18 protein-coding genes are annotated in these 18,789 nt (G+C 68.4%); 2 read left to right on the plus strand and 16 right to left on the minus strand.

The window, feature by feature from the left end; translation table 11 throughout:
• Positions 1-96 precede the first annotated feature (96 nt).
• A complete protein-coding gene (locus K4G53_RS04705) occupies positions 97-876 on the minus strand; it encodes an IclR family transcriptional regulator C-terminal domain-containing protein (RefSeq protein ID WP_221384745.1) in 780 nt (259 codons plus the stop codon).
• Positions 877-947: 71 nt separating this feature from the next.
• Entirely contained in the window at positions 948-1,784 is an 837-nt protein-coding gene (locus tag K4G53_RS04710; RefSeq protein ID WP_221384343.1) for a shikimate dehydrogenase, read from the minus strand.
• 139 nt (positions 1,785-1,923) lie between these two features.
• Here K4G53_RS04710 and K4G53_RS04715 point away from each other — a divergent pair, with 139 nt between their 5' ends.
• Positions 1,924-3,261 (plus strand): MFS transporter, encoded by a 1,338-nt coding sequence (locus tag K4G53_RS04715; protein ID WP_221384344.1) that lies wholly within the window; start codon positions 1,924-1,926, stop codon positions 3,259-3,261.
• A gap of 203 nt (positions 3,262-3,464) precedes the next feature.
• Here the strand turns inward: K4G53_RS04715 and K4G53_RS04720 are convergent, their stop codons facing one another.
• The 12 genes from K4G53_RS04720 to K4G53_RS04775 all read right to left on the minus strand — a co-directional run bounded on the left by K4G53_RS04720 (position 3,465) and on the right by K4G53_RS04775 (position 14,893).
• Positions 3,465-4,277: an IclR family transcriptional regulator C-terminal domain-containing protein gene (locus K4G53_RS04720; RefSeq protein WP_221384345.1), complete on the minus strand. Its 813-nt coding sequence runs from the start codon at positions 4,275-4,277 to the stop codon at positions 3,465-3,467.
• 24 nt (positions 4,278-4,301) lie between these two features.
• A complete protein-coding gene (locus K4G53_RS04725; protein WP_221384346.1) occupies positions 4,302-4,979 on the minus strand; it encodes a 3-oxoacid CoA-transferase subunit B in 678 nt (225 codons plus the stop codon).
• 1 nt (position 4,980) lies between these two features.
• Positions 4,981-5,682: a 3-oxoacid CoA-transferase subunit A gene (locus K4G53_RS04730; protein ID WP_221384347.1), complete on the minus strand. Its 702-nt coding sequence runs from the start codon at positions 5,680-5,682 to the stop codon at positions 4,981-4,983.
• Positions 5,683-5,685: 3 nt separating this feature from the next.
• A complete protein-coding gene (locus tag K4G53_RS04735) occupies positions 5,686-6,900 on the minus strand; it encodes a thiolase family protein (protein WP_221384348.1) in 1,215 nt (404 codons plus the stop codon).
• Positions 6,897-7,367: a 4-carboxymuconolactone decarboxylase gene (gene pcaC, locus K4G53_RS04740; RefSeq protein ID WP_221384349.1), complete on the minus strand. Its 471-nt coding sequence runs from the start codon at positions 7,365-7,367 to the stop codon at positions 6,897-6,899. The genes K4G53_RS04735 and pcaC overlap by 4 nt, the downstream gene beginning before the upstream one ends.
• Complete coding sequence (locus K4G53_RS04745) at positions 7,364-8,182, minus strand: alpha/beta fold hydrolase (RefSeq protein WP_221384350.1); 819 nt, start codon at positions 8,180-8,182, stop codon at positions 7,364-7,366. Before K4G53_RS04745 ends, pcaC begins: the two co-directional genes overlap by 4 nt.
• Complete coding sequence (locus tag K4G53_RS04750) at positions 8,175-9,650, minus strand: lyase family protein (protein WP_221384351.1); 1,476 nt, start codon at positions 9,648-9,650, stop codon at positions 8,175-8,177. The genes K4G53_RS04745 and K4G53_RS04750 overlap by 8 nt, the downstream gene beginning before the upstream one ends.
• A complete protein-coding gene (gene pcaG, locus K4G53_RS04755; RefSeq protein ID WP_221384352.1) occupies positions 9,647-10,204 on the minus strand; it encodes a protocatechuate 3,4-dioxygenase subunit alpha in 558 nt (185 codons plus the stop codon). Before pcaG ends, K4G53_RS04750 begins: the two co-directional genes overlap by 4 nt.
• Before the next feature lie 2 nt (positions 10,205-10,206).
• On the minus strand, positions 10,207-11,079 hold the full coding sequence (pcaH, locus tag K4G53_RS04760; RefSeq protein WP_221384353.1) for a protocatechuate 3,4-dioxygenase subunit beta: 873 nt from the start codon (positions 11,077-11,079) through the stop codon (positions 10,207-10,209).
• A 42-nt stretch (positions 11,080-11,121) separates the two neighbouring features.
• Positions 11,122-13,002, minus strand: coding sequence for a bifunctional sugar phosphate isomerase/epimerase/4-hydroxyphenylpyruvate dioxygenase family protein (locus K4G53_RS04765; RefSeq protein ID WP_221384354.1), 1,881 nt, complete (start codon positions 13,000-13,002; stop codon positions 11,122-11,124).
• Entirely contained in the window at positions 13,002-13,883 is an 882-nt protein-coding gene (locus K4G53_RS04770; RefSeq protein ID WP_221384355.1) for a shikimate dehydrogenase, read from the minus strand. Before K4G53_RS04770 ends, K4G53_RS04765 begins: the two co-directional genes overlap by 1 nt.
• Before the next feature lie 140 nt (positions 13,884-14,023).
• Complete coding sequence (locus K4G53_RS04775; RefSeq protein ID WP_221384356.1) at positions 14,024-14,893, minus strand: IclR family transcriptional regulator; 870 nt, start codon at positions 14,891-14,893, stop codon at positions 14,024-14,026.
• 233 nt (positions 14,894-15,126) lie between these two features.
• Here K4G53_RS04775 and K4G53_RS04780 point away from each other — a divergent pair, with 233 nt between their 5' ends.
• Positions 15,127-16,446: an MFS transporter gene (locus tag K4G53_RS04780; protein WP_221384357.1), complete on the plus strand. Its 1,320-nt coding sequence runs from the start codon at positions 15,127-15,129 to the stop codon at positions 16,444-16,446.
• A gap of 151 nt (positions 16,447-16,597) precedes the next feature.
• On the opposite strand, the gene K4G53_RS04785 is transcribed toward K4G53_RS04780, so the two are convergent.
• A complete protein-coding gene (locus K4G53_RS04785; protein ID WP_221384358.1) occupies positions 16,598-17,686 on the minus strand; it encodes an ATP-dependent DNA ligase in 1,089 nt (362 codons plus the stop codon).
• Between the two features lie 52 nt (positions 17,687-17,738).
• A complete protein-coding gene (locus K4G53_RS04790; protein ID WP_221384359.1) occupies positions 17,739-18,662 on the minus strand; it encodes an AEC family transporter in 924 nt (307 codons plus the stop codon).
• Positions 18,663-18,789: the final 127 nt, after the last annotated feature.

The raw sequence follows: 18,789 nt of genomic DNA on the forward strand, positions 1-18,789 counted from the left end.
GACGAGCGCGGCGGCGGCTCTGCTGCACGCGCTGGCTTGAGTCTAGATCGCCGGGGACTGCTGCGGGAGTGGGGCGGCGGGCTTGGTGGCAAACAGTTATCTGCTGCCGCGTACCGGGCCGCCGTAATCGAGGGCGATCCGCCGCGCGGCCTCCAGCAGCCGGGGAAGGACCGATGCTTCGATGTCCTGGGCCGCGGCGCGGTGGGTCTGCAGGGAGACGTTGGCCGCGGCCACCACCTCGTTTCCCCGCCGCACGGGCACGGCCACGCCGCGCAGGCCTTCCTCGAGTTCCTGGGAAACCATGGACCAGCCCTTGATGCGGGCCGCTTCGACTTCGGTCCGCAGGTCCTCAACGCTGCCGATGGAGCGGTCGGTGAAGCGGTGCAGCTGGACCGTGCGGAGGTACTCCTCGAGCCGCGCCGGGGGCAGTCCGGCAAGGAGCACCCGGCCCATGGAAGTGGCCCAGGCCGGGAACCGGGTGCCCACGGTGATCGATACGCTCAGCAGCCGCGGCGACGGCACGCAGGCGACGTAGACCACGTCGGCGCCGTCGAGGATGCAGAGGGCAGTGGTTTCGTTCAGCTCCTCGGCCAGTTCCTTCAGATGCGGCTCCGCCACTCCGGGCAAGGTGAGGCTGGCAAGGTAGGCGCGGCCGACGTCCAGCGACCGGGCGGTCAGTTCAAAGGCCTGGCCTTCGGCACGGAGGTAACCAAGATCCGCCAGGGTCAGCAGGAACCGGCGCGCAGAGGCCCGGGTCATGTCGGTCCGGGCAGCGACCTGCGACACGGTGAGCCGCGGCTGGTCGGGGGTGAAGGCGAGCAGCACGTCGAAGGCCTTCTCAACCGACTTCACAAAGTAGGCTGCCTGCTCCTCGATGGGCACTGTGGTTCCTCTCCCGACGGTTTGGCGCACCCGTACAGGTCCGCCGGGCTCCAGCGCCTGTCCGATCATATCGCCGCCCGGAGCCGCTCCAGCGTCTGCTGCAGCAGCAACCGGGCCTGTCCGTCGAGCCCCAGGAGGGGCACCATGGCTACGGCCTGCTCACGGAGGTGTTCCCATCCGTCCACAGACCGGATGCCCAGCTCACGGGCCCGGGCAACGCTCGCCGTGGTGTGGCCCGCATAGACGAAGTCGTACAGGACGGCGTCTGGAGCAAGCGGCTTCCCGCCCCAGGCCGGCGCATCAGAGGCGTCCTTGCCGATGGGGGTGGCATTGACCACCAATGACACATCGCGGGCCAGGTCCTGCGCCTGCTGCCAGGTGACGTTGCGCGCGTCAACGCCGAGACTGCCGGCAAGAGCCAGCAACTCCTCCGCGGCGCGGGGATCGCGGTCCGTGATGGAGACGGTGCCAACGTTTCCACTGAGTGCCACCAGGACTGCCCTGGCAGCTCCCCCGGCCCCGAGCAGCAGGGCATGGCGCTGGAACTGCCGGCCCAGCAGCACACTCACCGCAGTGATGTCGGTGTTGTGGCCCACCAGCTCATTCCCCTGCCGGACCAGCAGGTTGCAGGCGCCACTTCGCCGGACGGCATCCGTTGCCCCATCCGCTGTTTCCGCCGCCCAGTGCTTGTGCGGCATGGTCACGTTGGCGGCGACGATCCCGGGATCCAGGAGCCTGCGGCGGACTCCTGCCAGGTCACCCCCCGGTGGAACGTCCCACGCTTCGTAGGTCCAGCCGCTGCCGAGTTTCTGCAGTACGGGGTTCCACAGGCCCGGGGACATCGCCTTGGAGGCGGCTGAGCCAACCAGGACCAGGCGGGAAGCTTCCGTTGAGGGTTTCATTGGTGCACCTTTCGCGGGACGGCATTGTGATTGGTGTCACCAGCTAGTATCCTCTTTTCAGACGCATTTCGCACACCTGTTCGGTATGCGTACAAATCAAGAAGAATATCCCCACCTTCAGCGTGGAAGGAACCCCACCATGACCGACATCGCAGCAGGAGCCCAGGCCCAGTCCACGCCTGAGGCACAGCGCCAGCTCAAGCGCGCCAAGAAAGCAGCGCTGGCCGCCTTCCTTGGCGGCGCCCTGGAGTATTACGACTTCTTCATTTACGCCACTGCCGCCTCCCTGGTCTTCTCGAAGATCTTCTTCCCGGGGGGCGACCCAACCGTGGCCCTGATCGCGTCCTTCGCCACGTTCGGCGTCGCGTACGTGGCCCGCCCGTTCGGCGCGGTGGTGTTCGGCCACCTCGGCGACAAGATCGGCCGCAAGAACACCCTGGTGCTCACCCTCGTCCTGATGGGCAGTGCCACGTTCCTCATCGGCGTCCTGCCCGACTTCAACACGGCCAGCTACTGGGCCCCCGCGCTGCTGGTGGTGCTTCGCCTGATGCAGGGCCTGTCGGCCGGGGCCGAGACAGCAGGCGCCTCGGCACTCTCCACCGAGGAAGCACCTGAAGGCCGCCGCGGGTTCTTCGCCAGCTTCGCAATGAGCGGCATCTCCGCCGGCATCGTCCTGGCTTCCTTGGCGTTCCTGCCCGTCGCTGCCATGAGCGAGGCCGACCGGCTCGCCTGGGGCTGGCGGATCCCGTTCTGGCTCTCCCTCGTCGTGCTCATCGTCGCGTACCTGGTGCGCCGTTCGCTGGAGGAGCCGGAAGTCTTCGAGGAGAAGCACGACCACGGCGAACTGGTGAAACTTCCCTTCGCCAAGATGTTCCAGACCCACCCGGCGCAGTTCTTCCAGGTGGCGCTGATGTCCTTCGAGACCGTCACCAACACGTTCATGCAGTCGTTCGGCCTCGCCTACGCTGTCTCAGTGGGCGTTCCCGCCTCCACCATGCTCTGGGTCAGCATCCTGGGCAACGTCCTGGCCATCGCCAGCCAGCCGCTCATGGCCAGGCTGTCCGATACCTTCGGCCGCCGGCCCATCTTCATCGGCGGCGTCCTGGGCTCCGGCGCCATGATCTTCGTGTACTTCTCGGTGATCTCCACGGGGAACATCCCGATGATCTTCCTGACCAGCACCCTGATCACCGCCGGAACCTACGCCATGTCCAACGCGATCTACCCGGCGTGGTTCTCCGAGCTCTTCAACGTCAAGGTGCGCTACTCCGGCATGGCGATCGGGCTCCAGATCGGCATCCTCTGCGCCGGCTTCACTCCGCTGCTGGGCACCGCCCTGGTCGGCGCCGAGAAGGCAAACTGGGGGCCGGCCGCCTGGATCGTGGCCGCGTCGTCGATCCTGGCCGTGATCGGTGCGCTGTGGGCCCGCGAAACCGCCAAGACGCCGCTGCGCGAGTTGGGCAACCACGTGCGGTAGCAGCGCCGGTACGGGATAAGCCGGTACGGGATAAGCCGGTACGGGACAAAAGGAAAGGAACGACGGCGGGAAGCACCCGCCGTCGTTCCTTTCCTTTTTGCGCCGTGCCCGGACGTACCGGGCTGCGCAGTGAAGTTCTGGCTCGCTGCGCGGGGACTGCCCCTGCGCAGTGAAGGCCGGGCAGGCTGCGCGACCCGGAACTCCTAGCCGCGGGCGGTGAGGTCCGCCGAGATGAGGGCCGCCGTCGCCTTGATCTCCTGCGCCACGGATGCCAGGTAGGCGTCCGGATCCGGCTTGGCCTCCACGGATTGGGCCTGCAGGGAAACGTTCACCGCTGCCACCACCTTGGATCCGTCGTACACGGGAGCGGCAACCGACATCAGGCCCAGTTCCAGTTCCTGGTTCAGCACGCACCAACCCTGTGCCCGTACGGTGTCCAGGACGGCCAGCAACTCCGGCACGCTTCCCAGGGCGCGGGGAGTGAGCGGCTTGATCTCCGCAGCCGCCAGGTACGCCTTGAGGTCCGCGGGCGGAAGTGCCGCGAGCAGGACCCGGCCCATTGACGTCGCGTAGGCCGGGAAGCGGGTGCCAACGGTGATGCCGATGGTCATGATCCGGCGCGTGGTCACCCGGGCGATGTAAGCGATGTCGGTGCCGTCCAGCACGGCCGCGGACGTGGACTCCCCCAGCTTGAGGGACAGCTCCTCCAGGTGCGGCTGCGCCAGCTGCGGCAGGGACAACCCGGAAAGGTACGCGTAGCCCAGCTGGAGCACCTTGGCAGTCAGGGCAAAGGTCTTGCCGTCGGTGCGCACATAGCCCAGCTCCACCAGCGTGTGCAGGAACCGGCGGGCGGTGGCGCGGGTGAGCCCGGTGCGGGCAGCCACCTCGGAGAGCGTCATGACCGGACGCTCGGCGTCGAAGGCCCGGATCACCGCCAGGCCCCGGGCCAGCGACTGGACGTACTGGTCGCTGGCCTGCGGGGCGGTCTGGGTGTCGGTACCTGCGGCGTCGGTCATGGTTACCAATCCTAGGCCCCGGCCTCAGGCGGCCGTGGCGGCTTTAAGCGGGACGGGGACCAGTTCCTGGAGTTCTTCGAGGGTGCAGCCGAAGGTTTCGCGGACGGTGACGCCCTCGGGTCCGGTGAGGAAGACGCCCTTGTCGGTGTAGACGCGGGTGACGCAGCCGACGCCGGTGACCGGGTAGGTGCAGGCCTCGACGATCTTGGACGCGCCTTCGCGGGTCAGGAGGGTCATCATGACGAAGACGTCCTTGGCGCCGGTGGCCAGGTCCATGGCACCGCCGACGGCGGGAATCGCCCCGGGTGCGCCGGTGTGCCAGTTGGCCAGGTCACCGTTGGCGGAGACCTGGAAGGCGCCCAGGACGCAGATGTCCAGGTGCCCGCCGCGCATGATCGCGAACGAGTCCGCGTGGTGGAAGTAGGAGGCGCCGGGCAGTTCGGTGACGGGGATCTTGCCGGCGTTGATGAGGTCCTCGTCGATCTGGTCGCCCGTGGCTTCCGGACCCATGCCGAGCATGCCGTTCTCGGTGTGGAGGGTGATGTTCTGTTCCTCGGTGAGGTAATTGGACACCAGGGTGGGCTGCCCGATGCCGAGGTTCACGAACGAACCCGGCGCGATGTCCTTCGCTACCAGGCGGGCGAGGTCATCCCGGCCCAGCGGGGTCTCGGAGCTCTTGATGCTGGTTTCGGTGAGGCTCATCTCAGGCCACCTTCGGGTTGGTGTTTGCAGCGGGGCTGCCGCTGCCGGCAACTTTGACGATGGTGTTGACGTAGATTCCCGGGGTCACCACGTTCTCGGGGTCCAGCCCGCCGGTGGGGACGATCTCGGAGACCTGGGCGATGGTGTGCTTCGCGGCAGCGGCCATGATCGGGCCGAAGTTCCGGGCGGTCTTGCGGTACACCAGGTTGCCCTTGCCGTCCGCCTTGAGGGCCTTGATCAGGGCGACGTCGGCGTGGATGGGGGTTTCGAAGACCTGGCCACGGCCGTCGATGATCCGGGTTTCCTTGCCCTCGGCGAGCATGGTGCCGTACCCGGTGGGGGTGAAGAACCCGCCGATCCCGGCACCGGCGGCGCGGATGCGTTCGGCAAGGTTGCCCTGCGGCACCAGTTCGAGTTCGATCTCGCCGGCCTTGTACTTGGCGTCGAAGTGCCAGGAATCGGACTGCCGCGGGAAGGAGCAGATCATCTTCTTCACCCGGCCTTCCTTGATCAGCAGGGCCAGTCCCTGGTCGCCCTGGCCGGCGTTGTTGTTCACCACCGTCAGGTCCGTGGCGCCGCATTCGAGCAGCGCATCGATCAGTTCGAAGGGCTGGCCGGCGTTGCCGAACCCGCCGATCATCACGGTGGAACCGTCCTTGATCCCGGCTACGGCAGCCTGGACCGAGTCGACAAAGTTCAGCATGGCTTATGCCTTTCCTGTGTTCTTTGCTGCGGAAGAAGTGACGTTTTCAAGCACGACGGCCAGGCCCTGGCCCACGCCGATGCAGATGGCGGCCACGCCCCAGCGTTCGCCGGAGGCCTGCAGGGACCGGGCAAGGGTGCCCAGGATCCGGGTCCCGGAGGCGCCGAGCGGGTGGCCCATGGCGATCGCGCCACCGTGCCGGTTCACAATAGCGGGGTCGATTCCCCACGCGTTGATGCACGCCAGGGACTGCGCGGCGAACGCTTCGTTCAGTTCGACGGCGCCCACCTGGTCCCAGCCGATGCCCGCCTTCGCGAGGGCCTTGTTCGCCGCCTCAACCGGCGCGTAGCCGAAATACTGCGGATCGTTCGCGTGCGCACCGCGCCCCGCGATGCGTGCCAGCGGGTCCAGCCCGAGCAGCCCCGCGGCAGCTTCGCTGCCCACCCAGGCCGCGGAGGCGCCGTCGGACAACGGCGAAGCATTCCCTGCCGTGACCGTGCCGTCCTCGGCCCGGAAGACCGTTTTCAGCCCGGCCAGCTTCTCGGCCGAAGAGCCGGGGCGGATGCCCTCGTCGCGGACCAGGTCCGTCCCGGGAACCGGGGTGACGAGGTTGTCGTAGAAGCCCTCGTCCCAGGCGGCGGCGGACAGGTTGTGCGAGGCGGCGGCGAACTCGTCCTGCGCCTCGCGGGTCACGCCGTACTTCTCGCGGAGCCGCTCCGTGGCCTCGCCCAGGGAGATGGTCCATTCCTTGGGCATTGCCTTGTTCACCAGCCGCCAGCCCAGGGTGGTGGAGGCCAGGGTCATGTCCCCGGCCGGGTAGGGCTTCTCGGTCTTGGGCAGCACCCACGGGGCGCGGGACATCGACTCGGCGCCGCCCACCAGCATCAGGTCGGCGTCGCCGGCGTTGATTTGGCGGGACGCGATGATCGCCGCGTCCAGCGAGGACCCGCAGAGCCGGTTCACCGTGGTGCCGGGAATCGACACCGGCAGCCCGGCCAGCAAGGTGCCCATCCGGGCGATGTTGCGGTTCTCCTCACCGGCGCCGTTCGCGTTGCCGAACACCACCTCATCAATCCGTTCCGGATCAAGCGCCGGGGCGCGCTTCACGGATTCCCTGATCACGTGCGCGGCAAGGTCGTCGGGGCGGACGGCGGCAAGGCCGGAGCCGAACTTGCCGAACGGGGTGCGCACGGCGTCGTACACAAAAGCCTGGTTCATGATTCCTCTGGTTCTCCGGGATTCCGGTGGGTGCTGTCGATTACTGTGTTGTCCATTTCATGGAAGACCTGCTGGGCGGTCTTGAAGGCGGTGTTGGCGGAGGGGACTCCGCAGTAGATGGCGGTCTGCAGCAGGATTTCCTTGATCTCGTCCCTGCTGAGGCCGTTGCGGAGGGCGGCGCGGATATGCATGGCCAGCTCCTCCCAGTGGCCGTGGGCCACCATGGCGGTGATCGTGACGGCGGAACGCATCTGCCGGGTCAGGCCGGGCCTGGTCCAAATGCCGCCCCACGCGATGCGGGTGATCATGTCCTGGAAGTCGCCGGTGAACTCGTCCTTGTTGGCGTTGGCCCGGTCCACGTGCGCGTCGCCGAGCACCTCGCGCCGGACCACCATGCCGCCGTCGTAAATCTCCTGGCTGGTGGCGCCGGGCTGGACCACACCGTTCCGTGAGGTGTCAGAGCTCATTTGGCGGCCGCCCGCGACTCGGCCCAGGCCATCAGGCTGCGCATCAGGTCCGCGACATGCCCGGGCGCCTCCGCCGGGGCAAGGTGCGAAATACCCTCCACGGTCACCGCCGTGGCGGTGCCGCCCCCGGCGGTGATGCCTGTCGCCACTTCCTCAGCCATGGCCGGGGTGGCCACGCCGTCCAGTGCCCCCGCGATCACCTGCGTGGGGACCTGGATGCTGCCGAGCTCCTGGCGGACATCGAACGCCGCCAGGGCCTCACAGCAGAAGGCGTAGCTGAAGCGGTCGGCGTCGCGCAGGGAGTGCAGGAGCCGGCTGCTGAATTCGGGCTCGCGTTCCATAAAGCCAGGGGCGAACCAGCGCTGCGCGGATCCCTGGATCATCACGGGGGTCCCCTGGGCGCGGACGGTTTCGGCGCGCTCCAGCCAAGCCTCGGGCGTGCTGATCTTTGCGCCGCTGTTCTGCACGGACAGGCTCTTCAGCCGCTCCCCGTGCTTGATGCCCAGCTGCAGGCCGACGGCGCCGCCCAGCGAAACACCGGCGTAGTGGAAGTCTTCGCCGGGGGCGATGGAATCGACCAGGTCGACGACTGCGCCGGCGAGCGCGGCGACGTCGAACGTTTCCGTGGCGGCGGGCGAGACGCCGTGGCCGGGCAGGTCCCAGGCCACCACGTCGTAGTCATTGCCGAGCAGGGACGCCACGCGGTTCCACAGGATTGAAGAGGTGCCCAGGGAGGGTCCCACCACCAGCAGGGGGTGGTCGCCCAGGGATCGCTGGGGTGACAGCAGCGCTGCCTTCAGGGCCGGTTTAGCCACGGGAATCTCCGTTCGCGTCGGTAGGTGCAACAAAGTCGGGAAAAGCCGCCAGGATGCGGTGGGAAATTTCCGCGGCCTGGCCGAGGTAGCTGGCGGGGTCCAGGAGTTCCTCCAGCCGGGCGTCAGGGACGACGGCGGCGGGGACCGTTTCGCGCAGCAGCTTGCGGTAGGTGGCGGCCTGCTCAGCGGCAGGCGCCTGCAGGGTTCGGTCCACCACGCCCTGCAGCTGCTGCTTGCCCGTGCGGCCGTCCGTCTCCGCCAGGAGCGGGGCGACGGCGGCGCCAACGCCCTCGGCCAGCAGCAGGGGGCCGGCGAGGTCCAGGTTGCGGCGCATTGCGTCAGGGAACACCTGCAGCCCCCCGGCAAGTTCGCGGATGAGGCCGGCGGCCCCGAGGGACAGCGCCAGCAGCTGGCGCAGGGCCGGCCACTCGGTGTGCCAGGCCCCGTCCGGGCGCTCATCGTTGAAGTTGGCGGCTGCGAGGTGCAGTTGGGCCGCCAGGTGGGGTGCCTGCAGCGCGGCGCTGCGGACCAGGACGGACAGCACCGGGTTCTGCTTCTGCGGCATGGCGGAGGAGACACCGCGTCCGGCCGCCTTCGGCTCGGCCACTTCCCCCACCTCGGGGCGGCTAAGGAAGAGGACGTCAGCGGCGATCTTGCCGAACGCGTCCAGCACGGATGCCAGGGCGTTGCCGAGGGAGGTGACGGCCAGCCGGTTGGTGTGCCACGGCGCCGCCGCAGGGTCGAGGCCAAGCTGGGATGCCAGGGCGTCCGCCAATGAGAACGGCGTCGCCCGCGAACCCTCGGTCAGCACCGTTCCGGCCGCGAGTGTTCCCGCCGCGCCGCCGAACTGGACCGGGAAGTCCAGGGCCGCAAGCTGCCGCCCTGCGGCGGCCACGCCGTGGAACCACTGCGCGGCCCGCAGCCCGAACGTGAAGGGAAGCGAATGCTGGGTCAGGCTCCTGCCCACGCACAGCGTGTCCGCATGCTGGGCCGCCAGGGCGGCGAGCGCCGTCGTGGTGCCTTTCAGGTCCGCCAGCACGGCGTGCGCCGTGTTGCGGGCCAGCAGCATCAGGGCGGTGTCGAGCACGTCCTGGCTGGTCAGGGAGGTGTGGATGGCCTTTCCCGCGCCCACCCCGGCGGTGTCCAGCGCGGCCACCTTCTTCCGGAGGTCCGCCAGCAGCGGGATCACCGGGTTGCCGCCGCCCTGGGCGCGCAGCGCGATATCGGCCAGGTCGTAGCGGCCCGCTTCGGCAGCGGAGGCGACGACGGCGGCGGAACCGGCAGGTGCCAGGCCGGCCCGTTCCAGCACGGCGGCCCAGCCGGACTCGACGGCGAGGATGGCCGCGAGCACTGCCCGGTCCCCCGTCAGCGCCGCCACCAGGGGTGACGCTGAGACGGGACTGAGCAGGCCGGCGTCGGCCTCCTCCGCGAACGCGCGCAGATCTCCCAGGGCGGCGGCGTGGGTCACTGGAAGTCCAGGAAGACCGTCTCGTCCTCGCCCTGGAGACGGATGTCCCAGGTGAGGCCGCCGTCGGGGTCGCGGCGGGCGATCAGCGTGCTGCGGCGCTCGGGATCGAGCGAGCTGAGCAGCGGGTCGTTGGCCAGGGCCTCGGTGTCCTCCGGCAGGTAGATCCGGGTGAACAGCCGGTTGGTGAGGCCGCGGGCAAAGAGCGCCACGGAGATGAACGGTGCGGCGCCCGGTTTCGTGGGGCCGGGGTTGACGGTGGTGAAGGTGAAAACGCCGGAGTTGCCGACCGCGCCGCGGCCCCAGCCGGTGAAGGTGTAGCCGTCGCGGACAAGGGAACCAGTGCGCTGGACGATGTTGCCTTTGGCGTCCGGCTGCCAGATTTCCAGGATGGCGTCCGGGATGGTGTGACCGGCGCCGTCATAGACCGTGCCCTGCAGGCGGATGGAACCGGGCGAGCCCGGGGCCAGGAGCTCGTTGTCCTTCTCGAACGGAAGGGCGTAGCCGTAGAACGGACCGACCGTCTGTCCGGGGGTGGGTACCAGTTTGGTGCTCATCTCTACTCCTCATCCCCGGCGTCGCCGTATGCTTCGTTTTCGGTCCAGGTCCGCTTGGGACCGGTCAGGACGATGTCCCAGTTGTAGCCCAGGGCCCACTCGGGCTCGGTGAGGCTGTGGTCGTAGGTGGCCACCAGGCGGTCGCGCGCGTCCTGGTCCACGATGGTCTGGTAGATGGGGTCCAGCGGGAAGAGCTGGTCGCCGGGGAAGTACATCTGGGTGATGATGCGCTGGGTGAACTCGGTGCCGAACAGCGAGAAGTGGATATGCGCCGGACGCCAGGCGTTGAGGTGGTTCTTCCAGGGGTACGCGCCGGGCTTGATGGTGGTGAACCGGTACGAGCCGTCCGGGCCGGTGATGCAGCGGCCGATGCCCGTGAAGTTGGGATCGATCGGGGCCGGGTGCTGGTCGCGCTTGTGGATGTAGCGGCCGGAGGCGTTGGCCTGCCAGATCTCCACGAGCTGCCCGGCCACGGGGCGGCCGTCGCCGTCCAGGACCCTGCCTGCCACGATGATCCGCTCGCCCTGGGGCTCACCGTTGTGCTGGATGGTCAGGTCCGATTCCAGCGCGTGCACGTCCTGGTGCCCGAACGCCGGCGAGTACAGCTCGATGGTTTCCGGGTCGGCGTGCTGCAGGCTCTTGGTGGGGTGGCGCAGGATGCTGCTGCGGTACGGCGGGTAGTCCAGCCGCGGCTGGGTCTCCGGCTGGGCACCGTCCTTGAGCGCGCGCCGGTAGGCCTCGCCCAGCGCGTTGATTTCCGCGCTCAGGTCCGCTTGGGACTCCGCGGCGGCGTCCAGGGGCGCGTGCGCTGCCTTGGGCTCTGCGGGCGGCACGAGCTCCTCCGATTCAAGCTCTGCGGTGACGTCTTTTGGCACGGCGGGCTCCTTTTCTTGGTGGCGTGGGTGGGTTTGGTGGCGTTAGGACGAAGGCTGGCTGCGGTGCAGGGAGTCGTACTGGACGGCGTGCCGGACCGGGGCATTGGGGGCGCCGTAACCGTCGTAGCTGCCGCGCCGCTCCACCATTTCGAAGAACACACTGCCCACGGTGGCGGTGTAGAAATGGAGGAATTCGCCGTCGGCGTCCCGGTCGTACAGCAGGTTGAGCTCCTGGAGGGTGGCCAGGAAACCCGGTTCAAGGTCGAAGCGGGCGTCCAGGTCCTCGTAGTAGTTGGCCGGGATCTGCAGGAACTCAAGGCCGCGGCCGCGGGCGGAACGTGCCGTGGCCACCAGGTCCGTGACGGCGAACGCGATGTGCTCCTGGTACGTCTGGCGGGCCGGCGCCTGCTGGACCGGGGCCAGGTTCAGGACCAGCCGCACCGCGCCGTCGGAGGTCTGCATGACCTGCGAGCGCACCAGTCCGCTGGGGCTGGGAACTTCCGCGAACGGCTGCGGTTCCAGGGCCAGAGCGCTGGTATAGAAGAGGACGGCCTCGTCGAAGTGCTGCCACGGCTGGGCAAGGTTGACGTGGTCGATCACCGCGCTGGCTCCCGCCGACGGGTGTTCCAGCCCCTCCCCGAACTCCCGTGTCCAGGCCGCGGTGCCGTCCGGGCTGCCCTGGCAGAGGAAGATTTCGGTGGAGTCCGGGGCGCAGATGCCCTGGAAGACTTCCTCGTCCGCCTGGACCTTGCGGGCCACCACGGGGGCCTTGAGCTGCTGGGCCCGGGCGGAGGCAATCACGGGGGAATCGACGTCGAACCCCAGCGCGGCGATCGCGGGCTCGGCGTGCTGCGCCGCCTGTTCGTTGATGATGACGCGCGCCTGGCCCATGGTCCACAGCTGGACGTCCTTGGTGCGGTGCCGGCCCTCGAACGCGAAGCCCAGCTGGCCCAGGAGCTTCTCCAGCTGCGCGGTGTCGTCCGCCTTCACTTCGGCGAAGTTAAAGCCTGCGGGCTCGCTGACCTTGGGCAGCGTGGCCAGCTCCATCGGATAACGACGGCGGAGCGCGCCGCCGGCGTCAACGGCACCACCGGCCGCATTCCCGGCGAGCCACTTGGCGCTCTGCTCCTCCAGCCAGATGAGCGAGCGCATGGCGTCCACGGCCGTCCGCTCCACGTCCGACTGGCGGAAGACGTCATTGAAGACCTCAAGGGAGACCGGGCCGCTGTAGCCTGCCCGGACCACGTGGCCCATGAACTTGGCCAGCTCAAACTGGCCTTCGCCGGGGAACACCCGGTAGTGCCGGCTCCAGGACAGGACGTCCATGGAGAGCTTGGGGGCATCGGCCACCTGGACGAAGAAGATCTTCTCCGGGTTGAACGCCTCAATGTGGGAGGTCTCCCAGTCACGCGACAGGATGTGGAAGGAGTCAAGGCAGGTGCCCAGGTTGGGGTGGTCCACCATTTCCACCAGCCGGTAGGCGTGCTCGTAGTCGTTGACGTACTTGCCCCAGGCCAGGGCTTCGTAGGCCACCTTGACGCCGTGGTCGCCCGCCAGGTTGGCGAGCTGGGCCAGCTGTTCGGCGCGGAGGCCGTCGTCGTCGATGGTGGCAGTGGCAACGTTGGAGCAGACCAGGATGGTGTCCATGCCCAGGCGCGACATGAGCTTGAACTTGGCCTCGGCCCGGCGGAGGTTGGCCTTGAGCAGGTCCGGGGTGACGCCGTCGAAATCGCGGAACGGCTGGTAGAGGTCAAGGCCCAGGCCCAGGTCCGCGGCCATGCTCCGCACCTGCTCCGGGCTGAGCGGCGAGGTGACCAGGTCCTGTTCAAAGATCTCGATGCCGTCGAAGCCCGCGATGGCGCAGGCCTGCATCTTTTCCTTCAGGGTGCCGGACAGGCAGACGGTGGCGATTCCGGTGCGCATCAGGCGGCCACCTCCTCGGCGGCGACGAGCTCCAGGAAGTGGCTGCGCATGCGGTCCGGGTCGGCGTCCAGGCCGGTGAAAATGCGGAAGGCGTCGGCGGCCTGGCCCACGGCCATCCGGCCGCCGTCCAGGACGTCGCAGCCCTTGGCGCGGGCGCCCCGGACCAGCTCGGTCTCGATGGGGCGGTAGACGATGTCGGCCACCCAGTGCCGGGACTCGAGCAGGTCCAGGTCCAGCGGAACGCCGGGGTGGGCAGCCATGCCCACCGGGGTGCAGTGCACCAGGCCGTCGGCGAGGGGCATCAGCTGCGGCAGCTCCGCCGTCGTGCCCGCTGTTACGGTGCGGTCCGGGAACAAGCCGGCCAGTTCGGCGGCCCGCGCCTCCGCCCGTGCGGGGTCCATGTCCACCAGGTCCAGGCGGCGGACGCCGGCGGTGAGCAGGGCGTAGGCGACGGCGGACCCGGCGCCGCCGGCGCCGAGCTGCACCACGCGGTCCAGGTCCGCCCCGGGCAGGCCGGATGCCAGGGCGGCGGCGAAGCCGGAGAAGTCGGTGTTGTGGCCGATGAAGCGGCCGTCCCGGATGACCACCGTGTTGACGGCACCCAGGCGGCGGGCGTCGGCGGAGATTTCGTCCAGGTGCTCCAGGACGAGCTGCTTGCAGGGGTGGGTGATGTTGAGCCCGTTGAAGCCCAAGGTGCGTGCGCTCTGCAGGATGCTGCCCACGGCGTCGCCCCCTAGTCCCAGTTCCAGCAGGTCGATGGGGCGGTAAAGGTAGCGCAGGCCCTGCACGTCACCTTCCCGTTCGTGCATGGGCGGCGTGAGCGACGGCGTGACGCCGTCTCCAACCAGTCCCACGAGGTAGGACTCAGTTCGAATACTCATCCGTGCAGCTCCTTTGGTAACGGCACCGGGAGCCCGAATTGCGGAAGGCGTGCCGGTGATAGGGATTACAGTACAGCAAATGTTCACTTGTCGCACTAGTGTTCTAGATGCGAACAGAATATTTAGCGCGGCTTCTGTTGCTAGCCGCGCTGCGGCAGGCGGGCGGCCAGTTCGGCGGCGGCCTCCTGGAGGACCGGGACGTGGGCCTCGAGCTCCTCCAGGCCCATGCGGAAGACGGGGACGGCAGTCGCAAGCGACGCAAAGGCATGGCCCTGGCTGTTGAGCACAGGCACCGCCACCGCACGCATGCCGGCCTCGTTCTCCTCGTCCATGACGGCGTACCCGCGTCGGCGCACTTCCTCGATCTCCGCCCGGAAGGCGCCGCGGTCCGTGATCGACTTCTCGGCCAGGCGTTCCAGAGGAAGCTCATTCAGCAGGCGCTCCCGTTCCTCATCCTCGGCGAACGCCACCAGGGCTTTGCCGACGGCGGTGGTGGACAGGGAGCCCAGGTGGCCGGGGTCGCTGGTCACTCGGAAGGTCTGGGGGCCATCCACCTTGCTGACGGTCAGGTGATGCAGGCCGTCGCGGACACTGAGGATGGTGGCCTCGCCGGTCTGCTCGGTGACCCTGCGCAGGATGGGCATGGCGGTTCCGGCGAAACCATGGTGGTTGGACACCCGCTGGCCCAGCTGGAAGATCCGCAGGCCCAGGTGGTACCGGCGGCCGTCGGGCTCGTAGTCGACGAAGCCGTCGCGGGTCAGCGACCCGAGCAACCGGTAGGTGGTGCTGAACGGCAGTTCTGCCCGGCGGGAGATCTCCGCGGCACTGGCGCCGCGCGGCTCGTCGCCCAGGAGGACCAGCAGGCCCAGGGCCTTGCCCACCATGTCGGTACGCTCGGCGGGGCGTGCGCCCACCTTGGCTTCCGGGGGCATGGCGTTCACGGGCTCTGCAGCGGCGGGGGCAGCAACAGCGGATTCTTCATTGGCCGCTGTGGTTTGGTTCACACTCATGCCATCGATATTGCCACAATGTGAGAGCTATTTCTAGATCGTGATTATTTTCTTGACAGGTGACTGCCCTCACAGTCATAGTTTCTTTATCGCGCAAGTAGCTCCCACCATGTGGCTACTGACGCCCGGGTCTCTTCCGGACTCCAGCCGCACCGCGCCCCGCCCGCACCAAGGCAGCGGCGGCTGCGACCCCCAGATCCATCGCGACAATGTCGTCACACCAAAGGAACACCATGAGCCAGACACTTCCGTCCACCGGGGCGGGTGCCCTCACCTCTGCCGGGACGCCCAGGAAGGCGGCCCTCGCCAGCTTCTTGGGCAGCGCCGTCGAATACTATGACTTCTTCATCTTCGGCTCCGCCGCGGCGCTGATCTTCCCCACCGTCTTCTTCCCCAACGCCGATGCGAACGCCGCCATCATGTCCTTCGCAACCTTCGGGTTCGCCTACGTGGCCCGGCCCATCGGCGCCATCATCCTGGGCCACTTCGGTGACCGGGTGGGCCGCCGGAAGGTCCTGATGTTCACCCTGCTGCTCATGGGTGCCTCCACCTTCGTCATCGGCTGCCTCCCGGACTTCCACACGGTTGGCTGGTGGGCTCCGGCACTGCTGGTGCTGGCCCGCCTCTGCCAGGGCCTTTCCGCCGCCGGCGAGCAGGCCGGCGCCTCCTCCATGACCCTGGAGCACGCCCCGGACAACCGCCGCTCCTTCTTCACGTCCTGGACCCTCACCGGCACCCAGGGCGGGCAAATCCTCGCCGCCCTGGTGTTCATCCCCGTCCTGGCCCTGCCGGACGAGATCAAGTTCGGCATCGGCTGGCGCATCCCGTTCTGGCTCAGCGCCGCCGTCGTCGTCGTGGCGTTCCTCATCCGCCGCACGCTCCACGAGCCGCCCGCCTTCGAGGAAGCCCGCAAGAACGCCGACATCGCCAAGCTCCCCGTGGCCGACCTGCTCAAGGGCCACTGGCGCGACGTCCTCCGCGTCATCTGCTGCGCCTTCATCGCCGCCGTCTCCACCGTGTTCGGCACCCTGGCCATCAGCTACGCCAAGACCGTTGCCGGCGTGGACGGGACCACTACGCTGTGGCTGGTGGTGGGCGCCAACCTGGTGGCCCTGGGCACGCAGCCGCTCTTCGGAATGCTCGCAGACAGGATCGGCCGCAAGCCCGTCTTCATCTACGGGGCCCTGGCCAGCGCGGCGCTGACCCCTTTGTTCCTGCTCAGCCTGGAGTCCGGCAGCGTCCCGCTGATGTTCCTGGCCGCCATCGGCATGTTCTCCGGCGGTTACGCAGCCGCCAACGCCGTCTGGCCGTCCTTCTACGCCGAGATGTTCAGCACCAAGGTCCGCTTCTCCGGCCTGGCCATCGGCACGCAGCTGGGCTTCCTGATGGCAGGGTTCGCCCCGGCGATCGTGGCGGCCATGGGCGGCATCAAGCCCGGCGGGTGGGTGCAGATCAGCATCTTCACGGCCATCATCTGCGCCGTTGCAGCAGTCTCGGCCCTGACCGCCAAGGAGTCCTTCCGGACCCCCACCAAGGAGCTCGGCCTGAAGTAGGCCTCCAGCGCGTACGTTCCTGCCCGGTTACTTCGCAGAAAAAGCCCGCCGCCTCCTGGTAAATCCAGGGGTGGCGGGCTTTTTCCATGCCGCGGCGCCGGGCCCGCCATCACCAACTGGGCAGGAAGGCACGGTGGTGAACGGCGACGCCCTACCCCCGGCCGGTCTCCAGCACCGAAGCCAGGTCAAAGTTCACCGGCTCCTCCAGCTGCTCGTAGGTACAGGATTCCGGGTCCCGGTCCGGCCGCCAGCGGTTGAACTGGGCCGTGTGGCGGAACCGCTCCCCCTCCATGTGGTCGTACCGGACCTCCACCACCAGTTCGGGCCGCAGCGGAACGAAGGACAGGTCCTTCCCGGCGCTCCAGCGGCTCCCTTCGGCGTTGCGGGGCGTCCGTTCGCCCTCCTCCTGCTTGGCCCAGGCCCAGGGGTGGTTGTCGAAGTCCGTTACCAGCGGCTGCAGCTGCTCGAACAGCTCCTGGCGCTTCTTCATCGGGAAGGCGCCAATGACACCCACGCTGGCCAGGCCGCCGTCGTCCTTGTACAGCCCCAGCAGCAGCGAACCGACGGCGTCCGGCCCGCTCTTGTGCAGCCGGTAGCCGGCCACCACGCAATCGGCCGTGCGCTCGTGCTTGACCTTGAACATCACGCGCTTGTCCGGCTCGTACCTGCCGTCCAGGCGCTTGGCCACGATGCCGTCCAGCCCCGCCCCCTCGAACTGCTCGAACCACTGCGCCGCGGTGCCCTTGTCCGTGGTGGCGGCGGTCAGGTGGACGGGTGCCTTGCTGGCCGCGAGCGCCTTTTCCAGCGCCTTCCGGCGTTCCGCGAAGGGCCTGCCGGTGTAGTCATCGTCATCCAGGGCCAGGAGATCGAACGCCACGAAACTGGCCGGGGTCTGCTGGGCCAGCAGCTTCACCCGGCTGGCGGCTGGGTGGATGCGCTGCTGCAGGGCGTCGAAATCCAGCCGGTCCCCGGAAGCGCCCACCAGGATGATCTCGCCGTCCACGACGCACCGCAGCGGCAGGTTTTCCTTGAGGGCCTCCACCAGTTCCGGGAAGTAGCGGGTCATGGGTTTTTCGTTGCGGCTGCCGATCTCCAGGTCATCGCCGTCGCGGAAGATGATGGACCGGAAGCCGTCCCATTTGGGCTCGTAGCTGAGGGCCCCGCCTCCCGGGATGCCGTCAATGCCGCTGACGGCCTTGGCGAGCATGGGCGGGACGGGCGGCATCACGGGAAGTTCCATGTGCCCATTCTTGCCCGGCAGGTGTCCGGGCGGTAGGGCGGCGCGCCCGGCTTCAGGCCGCCAGCAGCCAGACAATCAGCACCAGCACCGGGGCGGCCGCCGCGGTGGAAAGCAGGATGGTTTCGCGCGCCACGGCCACGCCGCGTCCGTACTGGCTGGCGAAGAGGAACACGTTCTGCGCCGAGGGCAGCGCCGCCATCAGCACCACGCCCAGGAGCATGCGGTGGTCCAGGTTGAACAGGAAGCGGCCGACGACGAACGCCAGCGCCGGCATCACTGCGGACTTGAGTGCCGTGGCAGTAAGGATTTCGGCCGTGTGTCCGCCGCTTCGAAGCATCCTGGTTCCGTGCAGCGACATGCCGAAGGCGAGCAGCACGACGGGAACGGCGGCGCCGCCCAGGAGCGTCAGGGGCGCCATCACCGGGGCGGGAAGCTGCACGTGGAAGGCTGCGAGGACCACGCCGAGCAGCGAGGCAATGATCATGGGGTTGCGGAAGGGCTGGGTCAGCATCAGGCGGGGCGCGAACCGGCCGGCCGCGGAAAGGTCCAGCAGGGTCAGGACCAGCGGGGCGAACAGCAGGAGCTGGACCAGCAGCACCGGGGCCACGGGGGTGGCGTCACCCAGGGCGTACAGGGTGATGGGGATGCCGATGTTGTTGGCGTTGACGTAGGAACCCGCCATGGCCCCGACCGCCGTTTCGGCCAACGGCCGGGGGAACCAGATCCGGCTGGCCGCAACGTACAGCAGCGCGGTGACCGCAGCCGTGATCATGGCAAGCGGAACGTAGGCGGAAAAGACCACGGACAGGTCGGATTTGAGCACCACGGTGAAGAGCAGCACGGGGTTGGTGATGAAGAAGGCGGTCCTGGTCAGCGCAGAAATGGTGGACTCGCCGCCCAGCCCGCAGCGTGCGGCAACATAGCCCACCGCAATGACGACGCCGATCACAGCCAGCCCGATCAGCACACCGCCCACAAGAGGTACTTCCTTCCACTTCCGCTGCCTGCGCAGGCCTTCGGCGAAGCGCAGTAGTACAAGTCACAAACTTATCCGACAAGTGCGGGCAGGCGGCGTTGCGCCGCGTCCGGACCGGAAAACCCCG

The organism is Arthrobacter sp. MAHUQ-56 (genome assembly GCF_019710585.1).
In the GTDB taxonomy this organism is placed as follows: domain Bacteria; phylum Actinomycetota; class Actinomycetes; order Actinomycetales; family Micrococcaceae; genus Arthrobacter.